12 protein-coding genes are annotated in these 11505 nt (G+C 66.0%); 6 read left to right on the forward strand and 6 right to left on the reverse strand.

Annotated elements, in window-relative coordinates:
* Window positions 1-111: 111 nt before the first annotated feature.
* Window positions 112-783 (forward strand): PAS domain-containing protein, encoded by a 672-nt coding sequence (locus C8J39_RS03280; RefSeq protein WP_120299260.1) that lies wholly within the window; start codon window positions 112-114, stop codon window positions 781-783.
* A gap of 12 nt (window positions 784-795) precedes the next feature.
* Here the strand turns inward: C8J39_RS03280 and C8J39_RS03285 are convergent, their stop codons facing one another.
* Entirely contained in the window at window positions 796-1251 is a 456-nt protein-coding gene (locus tag C8J39_RS03285; protein WP_107952148.1) for a universal stress protein, read from the reverse strand.
* A 135-nt stretch (window positions 1252-1386) separates the two neighbouring features.
* Between C8J39_RS03285 and C8J39_RS03290 the strand changes: the two genes are divergently transcribed.
* From C8J39_RS03290 to C8J39_RS03310, 4 genes are all read left to right on the forward strand, one after another.
* On the forward strand, window positions 1387-2736 hold the full coding sequence (locus tag C8J39_RS03290; protein WP_120299261.1) for a pyruvate dehydrogenase complex dihydrolipoamide acetyltransferase: 1350 nt from the start codon (window positions 1387-1389) through the stop codon (window positions 2734-2736).
* 285 nt (window positions 2737-3021) lie between these two features.
* Window positions 3022-3363, forward strand: coding sequence for an acyl-CoA thioesterase (locus C8J39_RS03300; RefSeq protein WP_107952653.1), 342 nt, complete (start codon window positions 3022-3024; stop codon window positions 3361-3363).
* An 18-nt stretch (window positions 3364-3381) separates the two neighbouring features.
* Window positions 3382-4776: a dihydrolipoyl dehydrogenase gene (lpdA, locus tag C8J39_RS03305; protein WP_120299262.1), complete on the forward strand. Its 1395-nt coding sequence runs from the start codon at window positions 3382-3384 to the stop codon at window positions 4774-4776.
* A gap of 442 nt (window positions 4777-5218) precedes the next feature.
* Window positions 5219-6649, forward strand: coding sequence for a hypothetical protein (locus tag C8J39_RS03310; protein WP_120299263.1), 1431 nt, complete (start codon window positions 5219-5221; stop codon window positions 6647-6649).
* Window position 6650: 1 nt separating this feature from the next.
* Here the strand turns inward: C8J39_RS03310 and C8J39_RS03315 are convergent, their stop codons facing one another.
* The 4 genes from C8J39_RS03315 to C8J39_RS03330 all read right to left on the reverse strand — a co-directional run bounded on the left by C8J39_RS03315 (window position 6651) and on the right by C8J39_RS03330 (window position 9744).
* Window positions 6651-7721 (reverse strand): RcnB family protein, encoded by a 1071-nt coding sequence (locus C8J39_RS03315; RefSeq protein ID WP_120299264.1) that lies wholly within the window; start codon window positions 7719-7721, stop codon window positions 6651-6653.
* A gap of 126 nt (window positions 7722-7847) precedes the next feature.
* Window positions 7848-8330, reverse strand: a complete 483-nt coding sequence (locus C8J39_RS03320) for a GAF domain-containing protein (RefSeq protein WP_120299265.1) — start codon at window positions 8328-8330, stop codon at window positions 7848-7850.
* A gap of 247 nt (window positions 8331-8577) precedes the next feature.
* Window positions 8578-9003 carry an alternative ribosome rescue aminoacyl-tRNA hydrolase ArfB gene (gene arfB, locus C8J39_RS03325; protein WP_093399511.1) on the reverse strand — a complete coding sequence of 142 codons (426 nt, stop codon included), beginning with the start codon at window positions 9001-9003 and terminating at the stop codon, window positions 8578-8580.
* Window positions 9004-9024: 21 nt separating this feature from the next.
* A complete protein-coding gene (locus C8J39_RS03330; protein ID WP_120299266.1) occupies window positions 9025-9744 on the reverse strand; it encodes an RluA family pseudouridine synthase in 720 nt (239 codons plus the stop codon).
* 48 nt (window positions 9745-9792) lie between these two features.
* Between C8J39_RS03330 and C8J39_RS03335 the strand changes: the two genes are divergently transcribed.
* Window positions 9793-10539 (forward strand): M15 family metallopeptidase, encoded by a 747-nt coding sequence (locus C8J39_RS03335; protein ID WP_243649707.1) that lies wholly within the window; start codon window positions 9793-9795, stop codon window positions 10537-10539.
* A 199-nt stretch (window positions 10540-10738) separates the two neighbouring features.
* Here the strand turns inward: C8J39_RS03335 and C8J39_RS03340 are convergent, their stop codons facing one another.
* Window positions 10739-11221: a hemerythrin domain-containing protein gene (locus tag C8J39_RS03340; RefSeq protein WP_120299268.1), complete on the reverse strand. Its 483-nt coding sequence runs from the start codon at window positions 11219-11221 to the stop codon at window positions 10739-10741.
* Window positions 11222-11505 lie beyond the last annotated feature (284 nt).

The raw sequence follows: 11505 nt of genomic DNA on the forward strand, positions 1-11505 counted from the left end.
CAAGCGGGCAATTTTGTGTGCCGACAAGATGTTATCCAAAATGAACCGATCAAATGTTTGAGACTTTTTAAGCCAACCGCTATTACATGATCGAGAGTGCGAGGACCTAAGATGATCATTGGCCATTCTGTTTCGGACGGCGACGGCGTTATCCTCGCGATAGACGAACCGGTCGCTACGGTGCTGCAACGCACGCAGAAACAGCTTGTAGGCCTGTCCTATCTATCGATTACGCACCCCGACGACGTCGCGAGAAATCTGAGCCATGTTGCCGCATTGCAACCCAACGGCAATTCAGCTCGCATCCGGAAGCGCTATATCGGCGGTGACGGCGACATCATCACGCTCGAAGTCCAGGTTTCGCGGCTCGGCAACGGCCAGTCGGGTAGACTTATCGGCACGTTGTGCACGGCACCTACCCTGGCCGAGCATATCGGTGGCGACGGCATGCCGCATCATCTTTGGCGCCGAGCCAAGGACTTACTGAGTGTCATCCGTGCTCGCGACGCCGTGCTTGGCTCGGACCTGTTCGCCGATCATGCCTGGACCGCGTTGCTGATCGTGTACGTCGCCGAAGCCGAAAGCCGGATCGCCAGCGTCGACATGGTTGCCGACCAGTTACGCCTGTCGCGGTCAACGCTAGGTCGGTGGATTCGCGTGTTGCAGGCCAAATCCCTGATCGAACCGCCGGATACCGATCGTGACGCACTGCAGCTGACCCAGACCGGCATCCAGAGCGTCGAGCGTTTGCTCGCTACCCAGCCGGCGATGGCTGTCAACTGACGCTTGCCGCCCTCAACTAAGCCGGTCGATCGCCTCTCGAGTCAGCGATCCGGGGATGATCATTACCGGCACAGGCAGCGCCCCTGCGTCCGTGCCTGCGAAATGCGCAATCAGTTTGCCCGGAGCACCGGTTGCGGCGGCGCCCAGCACCAGCGCGGCAATATCGGGGTTTGCGGCAATCATCTCGCGGATGATCTTCGCGCTTTCACCTTCGCGCACTGTAATTGAGGGACGCAGACCGGATTCCTCCAGCAACGTACCTGCCGCCCCCGCGACCAGCCCCTCGGCGTGCAGCCGCGCTTCCTCCTCGATCGTCGCCTGGACGCCGCCGAACGCAATGAACTCCTGTGGTGGGATCACCGTCAGGATTTCGACGCCGCCGCCGGTCTTGACTGCACGTCGTGCAGCAAAACGCAGAGCTATGCCTGCTTCCGGACTGTCGTCGATAACCACCAGATAAATGCGCATTTTCGCCCCCGTTATGTGCCGTAGGTGGCCCGAAGCCGCGCACGACGCAAGACCACGCACTTGTGCCGACGGGGTTGACCCGAGCGGACGAGGGCGCGAGTAGGCATGCCGTTACGTCACGCCCTGGGGAAATCCATGTCGATCGAGATCAAGATGCCTGCGCTGTCCCCGACCATGGAGGAGGGTACCCTCGCCAAATGGTTGATCAAGGAGGGCGACGTCGTGAAATCCGGCGACCTGATGGCCGAGATCGAGACCGACAAGGCGACGATGGAATTCGAAGCCGTCGATGAGGGCACCGTGGTCAAGATCCTCGTCGCCGAGGGTACCGACAACGTGAAGGTCGGCACCGTCATCGCGATCATCGCCGAAGAAGGCGAGGACGCGTCTTCGGTTTCTGCTCCGACCACGAGCGAGACGCCCGAGCCTGTCGCGAAGGAATCGGAAGCGAAGCCCGACCCGAAGGATCCGAACGACACCGGTAGCGAGGCCAAGCCGGTCGAACGCACCGAGGCTTCGGCCGAGGATCACGGCCGTCCCGACGATGCCGGTGCGGCCAAGCCCGCCGCCAACGGTGACCGTGTGAAGGCGAGCCCGCTCGCGCGCCGTCTCGCCGCCGACAAGGGCATCGATCTCGGCGCCGTCTCGGGGTCGGGGCCGAAGGGTCGCATCGTCAAGGCGGACGTCGAGAGCGCGAAGCCGGGTGCTGCGCCTGTCGCTGCGAAGACCGACGCTCCTGCGCCGACCGCCTCCGCTGCTCCGGCGCCTGCCGCGAAGCCTGCGGCCGTGCCGGATATTCCACACGAGGCGACCAAGCTCAGCAACGTCCGGAAGACGATCGCGCGTCGCCTGACCGAGTCGAAGCAGACCGTTCCGCACATCTATCTCACCGTGAACGTCCGCCTCGACGCGCTGCTCAAGCTGCGCGGCGAGCTGAACAAGAGCCTCGAATCGCGCGGCGTGAAGCTGTCGGTCAACGATCTGCTGATCAAGGCGCAGGCCGTGGCGCTGATGCAGGTGCCGAGCTGCAACGTGATGTTCACGCCCGACCAGCTCATCACCTTCCAGCGTGCCGACATCTCGGTGGCGGTGAGCACGCCGTCGGGTCTGATCACGCCGATCATCGTCGGTGCGGACACCGCATCGCTGTCGTCGATCTCGACGCAGATGAAGGACCTTGCCGGCCGTGCGCGCGACGGCAAGCTGAAGCCCGAGGAATATCAGGGTGGCACCGCTTCGATCAGCAACATGGGCATGTTCGGCATCACGCAATTCGATGCGGTCATCAATCCGCCGCAGGCGATGATCCTCGCGGTCGGCGCGGGCGAGAAGCGCCCGGTCGTGATCGGTGACGAACTGGCGGTCGCGACGGTCATGTCGGCCACCGGCAGCTTCGATCACCGCGCGATCGACGGGGCCGACGGCGCGCAGTTCATGAAGGCGTTCAAGCACCTCGTTGAGAACCCGCTGGGCATGCTCGCCTGAGATGGGCCTGGTGTCGTCGTTCAGGTCGCTTTCGGGCACCACCATCGAGATCCTGCACATCCTCGGCGGGCTCGTGGCGGCGGTGGCAATGACCTGGGCGGCGGCATGGTCCTACCCGCTTGGGCAGGACGTGATCTGGTCTTGCGGGGCCGCAGCCATGGTTGCGACCGTACTTATGGGCGTGGGACCGTTGCGCCGCGCCCGGCGTCTCGACCGAACGACCCGCAGGAGTGAAGCGTGACCGACCTGCCCCCCAACACCGCACCGACGATCCGCGTTACCGCGATGCCAGCCGACGCGAATCCGTATGGCGACATCTTCGGCGGCTGGCTGATGGGCCAGATGGATTTGGCCGCCGGTTCGGTCGCCTCGCGGCGTAGCGGCGGCCGTGCCGTCACGATTGCGGCGGACGCGATGAAGTTCCACATGCCGGTCGTCGTCGGTGACGAGGTCTCCGTGTACGCGCACCTGATCGCGGTCGGCCGTACCTCGATGACGATCGAAGTCGAGGCCTGGCGTCGTGCGCGCCATAGCAACGACAGCTGCAAGGTAACCCAGGCTCGCTTCATCTTCGTGGCGGTCGGCGACGATCGCAAACCGCGGCCCGTGCCGCCCGAAACCAACTGATTTTCAAAGGACTCTACCGTGGCTGATACCTATGATCTCGTCATCCTCGGCTCGGGCCCCGGCGGCTACGTCGCCGCGATCCGTGCGTCGCAGCTCGGCCTGAAAGTTGCGATCGTCGAGCGTGAGCGCTTGGGCGGCATCTGCCTAAACTGGGGCTGCATCCCGACCAAGGCGCTGCTCCGCACGTCGGAAATCTACCACTACATGCAGAACGCCGAGAGCTACGGCCTCAAGGCGGACAATGTCGGGTTCGACCTCGCCAAGATCGTCGACCGCTCGCGCAAGGTTGCAGGCCAGCTGAACGCGGGCGTCAAGGGCCTGATGAAGAAGAACAAGGTGACCGTCGTCGAAGGCGTCGGCACCGTGACCGCCAAAGGCAAGCTCAGCATTAAGCAGGGCGACAAGACCGTCGAGCTCGAGGCGAAGAACATCATCGTCGCGACCGGCGCGCGCGCGCGCGACCTGCCGTTCGCCAAGGCCGACGGCGAGCGGATCTGGACCTATCGTCACGCGATGGTGCCGACCGAGATGCCGACCAAGCTGCTGGTCATTGGCTCGGGCGCGATCGGCGTCGAGTTCGCCAGCTTCTACAACGACATGGGGGCCGACGTGACGATCGTCGAGATGCTCCCGCGCATCCTCCCCGTTGAGGACGAGGAAGTCTCCGCGTTCATGGACAAGGCGCTGACCAAGCAGGGCATCAAGCTGCTGACCCAGACCGGCCTCGAAGGTCTCGCACCCTCGGCGAACGGCGTCACGGCGAAGATCAAGGCGAAGGACGGCAAGGTTTCGGAAGAGACCTTCAGCCACGCGATCATCGCGATCGGCATCGTCCCCAACACCGAGAATATCGGGCTGGAGGCTTTGGGCGTCGAGACCGACCGCGGGCACATCAAGACCGACGGCTATGGCCGCACCAACGTCGACGGCATCTGGGCGATCGGCGACGTCACCGGCGCGCCGTGGTTGGCACACAAGGCCAGCCACGAGGGCATCATCGCGGTCGAGAAGATCGCCGGCGGTTCGCCGCACCAGATGGACAAAGCCAACATCCCCGGCTGCACCTATTCGCGTCCGCAGGTTGCGTCGGTCGGCATGACCGAGGCGAAGGCGAAGGAAGCGGGTTACGAGCTGAAGGTCGGCAAGTTCCCCTTCATCGGCAACGGCAAGGCGATCGCGCTGGGCGAGGCCGAGGGCTTCGTGAAGACGGTGTTCGACGCGAAGACCGGCGAACTGCTCGGCGCACACATGGTCGGCGCGGAAGTGACCGAGTTGATCCAGGGCTATGTCGTCGCGCGCCAGCTCGAGACGACCGAGGCCGAGCTGATGGAAACGGTGTTCGCGCATCCGACGCTGTCCGAGATGATGCACGAGAGCGTGCTCGCTGCGTACGGTCGCGCGATCCACTACTGAAAGTGATCGATCCTCCCCCGCAAGGGGGAGGTGGCAGGCGTTAGCCTGACGGAGGGGGAGGTAAGAGACACAGCTGTTCCGTGCCCTCCCCCTCCGCCGCCTTCGGCGCCACCTCCCCCTGGCGGGGAGGATTAGGGTTTGGCCAACTTCTCCCGTCGGCCGTCCTCCTGATGATTTTGGAGCCCGCGGGTAGCAAACCTTGTTTCCCCGCGAAGGCGGGGATCCAGACTGGACTCCCGCCTTCGCGGGAGAACATGGCAGTAGTCGAGCCCACGGCGGACCACTGTTTCAGTTCCCCAGCCGACCGATCAGGTCGGGCAAACCGTCTTGTTTCGGTCCTATCTCGCTTGACCTATGCTCGTGTCCCATCGAAGGGCGGGTCGGTCGCGAAGTCTAGCGTTTGGGATTTCGCGGACCGAAGCAATCGGTACAGGATCCGAGAATGTCGATCGAACCCGTACCATTCGCGACCGCCCGCACCGCCATTATCGCCATAGCCGCAGCCGCGCTGTGCATCGCATCGCTAGCGCTATTCTGGCCGGGCACGGCGATGTACGATACCGTCGCGCAATACCGGCAGGTCCTGTCGGGCGTGTACGACGACTGGCATCCGCCGGCGATGGCGCGCGTCTGGGCGCTGCTCGCGGCGTTCGGCCCCGGTGCGACGCCGATGCTGGTCCTGCAACTCGGCACTTATTGGCTGGGCCTTGGCATGATCGCAGCTGCGTTAGGCCGGGCCGGGCGTTCCCGCAGCGCTGTGGCAATCCTCGCGATCGGCCTCCTCCCGCCCTTCCTCGGCTGGCAGGGCGTCGTTCTCAAGGACGCGCAACTCGCGGGTGCGCTGCTCGCGGCGGTCGGGATCATTGGCTGGTGGCGTCTCGCGCGTCGCCCACTGCCCGGTGCAATGTGGATCGTGGTGACGCTGCTGCTCGTCTATGCCGTGCTCGTTCGCGCCAACGCCGTCTTCATCGTAGTTCCCCTGCTCGTCACTCTCGCCCCACGCCGGACTCACCCTGTGGCAAAGCTTGCAACCGGCCTCATTGCGGTGATGCTCGTGCTCGGCGTCGCGCCTGTCGTGAACCACCGCCTGCTCCGCGCGCAACCCAGCGGCGTCGAGGCGACCCAGGCGATCTACGACCTCGCTGGCATAGCCGCGCGTGTCCCGACCAGCGACACCACCGGCCTCACGCAGTCAGAGGCTGCGACCGTTATCGCCCGCGGTTGCGCGAAACCGTTCTTTTGGGATCCGCTCGGCGACGAGGCGCATTGCGGGACGACGATGGCGCGGCTGCGCGCGTTGCCGACCGCGACGCTGTACGTCACGCTGGCGTCGGCGGCGCTGCATCATCCGATCGCCTATGCCGGACACCGCCTCGCGCACCTGAACTCGACCGACCGCTGGTTGGTCCCGTTCCACTGGCCGAGCGCAGCACCGCCTGCCGCGTCCGAGCCGAACACGCTCGGGCTCGCCAATCCCGGCGCCGGCGCGCGCGCGTGGGAGGCGCTGACCGCGGCCGTCGTCGAGACGCCGCTCGGCTGGCCGATCGCCTGGATCGTCGTCGCGATCGCCGCGCTTGCCGCCAGCCTGTCGCGTCCGCACGATCCGGTCCGCGATCTCGGTACCGCGCTACTCGTGTCCGCGCTGTGGCTCGAGGCGAGCTTCGCGGTCCTGAGCATCGCGTCGGACCTGCGCTATCACCTGTGGCCGATGATCTCGACCGCGGTGGCGGTCGTGCTGCTCGCCGATCGCGCGCCGCCGCGACGAATACTCGCGGTCGGCGCAGGCGCCCTCATTCTGGTCGTCGGCTGCGGGATCGCCGCACGCGTCCTGCTGCCCCAACCGCCGCAGACTTATGCGGGCATGCTCGGCTGAGTTACCGGCGGCGGCGCAGCTTTTTCCGCGGATATGGCACCGTGTCGTAATATTCGGTCGTGGTGGTGGTCGTCGTCACCGGCACGGACTGCACGACCACCGTCGTCGAACCGGCCGGGTACGCTTGGCCGCTGGTTGTCGTCACCGTGGTGAGACCATCCGGCGATGTCCAGCTGCCCCCTGGTGCCACAACATGGCTACGGGGTTGCGGGTACCCAGCGTCATAGGAGGGCGGCGGCGGCGGCGAGTAGTCGGTCACGTAGGACGGAGCTGCATAGCCGGCGCCATATCCTCGAACCGGCGGCGGGGGTGCCGGACGACCGCGACCCTCGGCCTTGTCGATCGCATAGCCGGCAGCGGCTCCTAGACCCGTCCCGATCAACGTCCCGCCAAGCCGATTGCCACGACCGCCGATGACGTTGCCGGCGACGCCGCCTGCGACCGCGCCAATCGCGGCGCCACCCAGACCGGTGTCGCGGCGGGGTGCTGGGCGATCTGCGTTGGGCTGGACGTAGCCGCGGTCGCTCGGACTCGCATAGTCATTGTCGTTGCGCGCATAGGCGCGTGAGTCAGCTGCGACAAAGCCGCCACCGCCGGTCCGATCCCAGTCGATGTCGCTTGTCGTATCGTAGACCGATCCGCGCGCGTCGATCAGCACTGCATCGTCGTAGTAACGCGCCCAGTTATAGCCCTGCGGCGGCTGCGTGAGGCCGTAGTTCGACCAGTCGCCGACGTGGAAGCGCGGTGCATTCCAATAGGCTGGCACGGCCCAGCCGCGATGCGGGCGGCGATAGCCCGCCCAACCGCCGGGGGCGTTGGCACCCGCCCACCAGCGCCCGCCGATCTTGCTGCCCCAGCGCGAGGACCGCGGCGCAGCGACCGGCCGTGTCGGCGCCTGCACGACGGGCATCTGCGCGGCGATCGGACCGGGGCGGCCGGGACGGGCCATCGGCGCCTGCATCGCAGTGTCAGGGGCGGTCCTGGGCGCGGGATAACTTGCGCCGGGACGTTGCGCGTCCGCGACACCGCTTGCCAACACCAGCCCCGCGCTCGCGATCAAAAGCCTCCGCATGTCCGTCTCCCTGGTTTGCCACCCGATCCAGCGCAAACGCCGGATATCTTAACGCGTTGCTTACCAAGTGTGCGGGGGAGTCGCCAGAAGGCGTGCTGTCCCGAAACGGGGCGCGTCGGACCGGTCTTAGATCAGCCGCTCGGCGAGCAATGCCGCCAGCGCCTCGCACCCTGCCGCGTCCTCGGCATCGAACCGCGCGGGTTCGGGGCTGTCGAGGTCGAGCACTGCGATCAGTGTGCCGTCTTTCGTCACCGGCACCACCAGTTCGGAGCGGCTCGCGGCATCGCAGGCGATGTGGCCGGGGAAGGCATGGACGTCCTCGACCAGTTGCGTCGTCAGCGTCGCGGCGGCGGCCCCGCAGACGCCCTTGCCGACCGGGATGCGGATGCACGCGACCTTGCCCTGAAACGGGCCGAGCACGAGCTCACCTTCCACCAGCCGATAGAACCCCGCCCAGTTGAGATCCGGGAGATACTCCCACACGAGCGCGGCGGCGTTGGCCATGTTGGCGATCGGGTCGGTCTCGTCCGTCGTCAGCGCGTCGAGTGCGGCGAGGAGGTCGCGGTAGAGATCGGCCTTGGTGCCGGCGGCGATATCGAACTGGTACATGGTGTCTTCCTTGATTGAGAGGCAGCTAACGCTCCCCCAAATCCGTCACTCAGCAAAAGCTGGGGTGACGCAGCGGCAATGTGGCGATCCTCCCCCGCCAGGGGGAGGTGGCGCCGCAGGCGACGGAGGGGGAGGACACGGAACATCCGACATCGCGTGCCTCCCCCTCCGTCTGGCTAGCGCCGGCCACCCCCCCCTGGCGGGGGAGGATTGCGAGGTTAACGAGACGCCCATAGGCATGGCGCGCTCAATCGTCACGGACCTTGCCCCGCCCCGCCTTGACCCCGCTCCGCACTTTCTTCGTATCGACCCGCCTTGCCTTCGCCGCCTTGGACGGCTTGGTCGCACGGCGTGCTTTCGGGACGATCGTCGCTTCCTTGATCAGCGCGACGAGGCGTTCGCGGACTTCCTGGCGGTTGAGCAATTGCGACCGCGATCCCTCGCTGCGCAGAACGAGGACGCCGTCGCGCGTGAGGCGCGATCCGGCCAGCACGGCGATGCGATTCTTCACCGCCAGCGGCAGGCCGGGCGAGAGGCCGACGTCGAAGCGCAGGATCACCGCGCTGTCGGTGGTGTTGACGTGCTGACCGCCGGGACCGCCCGAGCGCGTCGTGCTCTCGATCAGTTCGCTGTCATCGATCGAGATCGATCGGGTGATCGGGATCGCGACCATTAGCCCGTGCCCTCAGCCCGCTCAGTCGTCGGCGGAGTCGGGCGTCGTTGCCGCATCGGCAGCCGGAGCGACGTTGGTAACCGGAGCCGCCTCGTCGGCAAAACCTGCCTTGGCGAACCGCTCGGGGAGCGGCGCTTCGGCGAGCACGTCGGGCTTGCCCGGGCGCGGGACGATCAGCCGCTGAGCGTGGAGCATCATGCCGAGCCCGTCCGCCTTGCCGTACACGCCGTCGCCGACCACCGGCGCACCGAGGCCGCTCGCAGCATGCACGCGAATCTGGTGCGTGCGGCCGGTCTCGGGCAGGAACTCGACCAGCGAGCGGCCGTCCTTGATTTCCAGCACGCGCCAGTTGGTGCGTGACTTCTTGCCGTTCGGGTCCTCGACCATCCGCCAGCCGGTCTCGGCGGTGCTCACCTTGCCGAGCGCCATCTCGATCAGGCCGGACGTCCCCTCGACCACGCCGTCGAGCAGCGCGACGTAGCGCTTCGAGACGAGGCCCTGCTCGAATGCCTGCTGCAACCGGGCATGCGCCTTCGGGTTGCGCGACAGGAGCAGGCAACCGCTCGTGTCGCGGTCGAGCCGGTGCACCGCCTTCGGCCAGCGCTGGAAGCCGAACTTCAGGCTTTCGAGATGATTTTCGAGGCTCAGCGAGCCATCGCGGGGCGGATCGACCGGCAGCCCTGCGGGCTTGTCGATCACCAGGGCCTCGCCGTCGAGGAAGAGTACGCGTTCACCATGCATGCCGCCGCCCTTGCCATCATTAGCGCCTGCGTGCCAGAGCCCGCGTCGATGTTGCACCGCACACTGGCTCTCACGCTCTTGTTCGCCCCCACGATCGCGGAAGCACAATTGTGCGAGGGACAGAGCGCCGCGATCGCGCCGGACGGTCGTGCGTTCGGGCATTTGCCGTACGGCGATGCGCCCGAAACCGAGCTGGTCACGCTGCCGTCGGCGTATTCGGTGGGCAATCCTTGCATGGTGCGCGCCGACATATTGCCTGACCTGTTGCGGCTGTTCGCGGCGGCTCAGGGCGATCCTTCGGTGATGGGCCAACTGCGCGCGCTCTCGTGCCAACGGTCGATCGCGCGCCAACGCAGCGTCTTCTGTCGCGGCGAGACGAGCAGCCCGGCGGACCGCGCGATCTCGGTCGCCCCGCCGGGGTATAGCGAGCACTCCACCGGCTATGCGCTGGATTTCGCTGTGCGACCGGCGAACGGGTGTCCCGATGCGGAGGCATGCATGGCGGCTACGCCTGCTGCGCGCTGGCTGCGGCTGAACGCCCCGCGGTTCGGGTTCGAGCAGAGCTTTCCCGGTGGGAACAAGCAGCATGTGAAGTGGGAGCCGTGGCACTGGCGCTGGGTCGGCGCGAGCGAGAGTGCGCCTGGGGCGGCGAAGGCCCGGTTCGTGTTTGCGCGGGCTCGGCGGGAGTATCCGGCGGATCCGGGGGTGTTGCCGTTGGTGGTGAAGGTTACGGTTCAGCCGCCGGTGCCGGTGGCGCCGGTGATGGTCGTGCCTTCGAAGAAGAAGCGGCGGTAGGCGATGTCAACGTTTCGCTAGCGACGCACATTGCCCGCGACGGCACCACCCCGGCGAAGGCCGGGGCCCAATTGGGGGACGTCGATGACGTAGCGCGGTGCTTCATTACTACCACCTTACCAATTGGGCCCCGGCCTTCGCCGGGGTGGTAGTTTAGGGGAATGTGGGCAACCATCCCATTAGCCGCCCTTACCGCAACTCAGTGCAGCACCAGCCCACCCGGGCGCACGACGCCATCACGCAGCGCATGATCGTACAGCAGTTCCGTCTCCAGCTTCACCTGATGCGACAATCGATCGAGCATCGATTCCGCCTGTCCGCCGAACGTAGCCCAGTCGTTGGGCGAGATCGTCGGCAACCAGCGGCCGATGAACGCCTTCCAGTCCGAGCGTAGGATGTCGAGATCCTCCTCCATCATCGCTATCGTGTCGGGCGAGCAATGCGCCTCCATCGCCACGACGGTTCGATCGATGACTTCGTCCTCGACGCCGAGGTGGTCGGCAACTGTAACGGCAAGTTCGATCAGCTTGCGCGAGGCGATCGCGCTTTGCGTCCTGGGCTGTCGCGACAGGGTGACGAGGTCAGCGCACTGCCCGGCGATCTTCTCGTGATCGTCGATCAGCCTGGTCCAGTTCGCGCGATCCTGGTCGGATACTGTCCGCACTGCGATCCTGTCGTTCATGACGCCGCCTACTCCTTGCGAGGGCCACCTGGTGATACTGGAAATACGCGTTACATCGTGTCAGGGATGCAGATAGCGTCGGCCAGCGTCTAGTAGCTATAGTATTTCCGGCAGTGCGACCGTGTCGAAACGACCGTTTGACCCGGGCCCCTTTGACATCACGCCGTGCCACGCCTATATCCGCATCTCACCACAGCATCCGGGAAATGACATGCCGTCGCGCAGCGTGTCGATCGTATTGGATACCGAGGTTTCATACGCTGAGAGCCGCCGCACCTGATGCG

It is taken from the genome of Sphingomonas sp. PP-CC-1A-547 (genome assembly GCF_003610375.1).
Classification (GTDB): domain Bacteria; phylum Pseudomonadota; class Alphaproteobacteria; order Sphingomonadales; family Sphingomonadaceae; genus Sphingomonas.

Excerpts from the sequence above, each read along its gene's own strand:
- C8J39_RS03280 (WP_120299260.1), top strand. The coding sequence starts at position 112 with ATGATCATTGGCCATTCTGTTTCGGACGGCGACGGCGTTATCCTCGCG.
- C8J39_RS03285 (WP_107952148.1), bottom strand. The coding sequence starts at position 1,251 with ATGCGCATTTATCTGGTGGTTATCGACGACAGTCCGGAAGCAGGCATA.
- C8J39_RS03290 (WP_120299261.1), top strand. The coding sequence starts at position 1,387 with ATGTCGATCGAGATCAAGATGCCTGCGCTGTCCCCGACCATGGAGGAG.
- C8J39_RS03300 (WP_107952653.1), top strand. The coding sequence starts at position 3,022 with ATGCCAGCCGACGCGAATCCGTATGGCGACATCTTCGGCGGCTGGCTG.
- C8J39_RS03310 (WP_120299263.1), top strand. The coding sequence starts at position 5,219 with ATGTCGATCGAACCCGTACCATTCGCGACCGCCCGCACCGCCATTATC.
- C8J39_RS03315 (WP_120299264.1), bottom strand. The coding sequence starts at position 7,721 with ATGCGGAGGCTTTTGATCGCGAGCGCGGGGCTGGTGTTGGCAAGCGGT.
- C8J39_RS03320 (WP_120299265.1), bottom strand. The coding sequence starts at position 8,330 with ATGTACCAGTTCGATATCGCCGCCGGCACCAAGGCCGATCTCTACCGC.
- arfB (WP_093399511.1), bottom strand. The coding sequence starts at position 9,003 with ATGGTCGCGATCCCGATCACCCGATCGATCTCGATCGATGACAGCGAA.
- C8J39_RS03330 (WP_120299266.1), bottom strand. The coding sequence starts at position 9,744 with ATGCATGGTGAACGCGTACTCTTCCTCGACGGCGAGGCCCTGGTGATC.
- C8J39_RS03335 (WP_243649707.1), top strand. The coding sequence starts at position 9,793 with ATGTTGCACCGCACACTGGCTCTCACGCTCTTGTTCGCCCCCACGATC.
- C8J39_RS03340 (WP_120299268.1), bottom strand. The coding sequence starts at position 11,221 with ATGAACGACAGGATCGCAGTGCGGACAGTATCCGACCAGGATCGCGCG.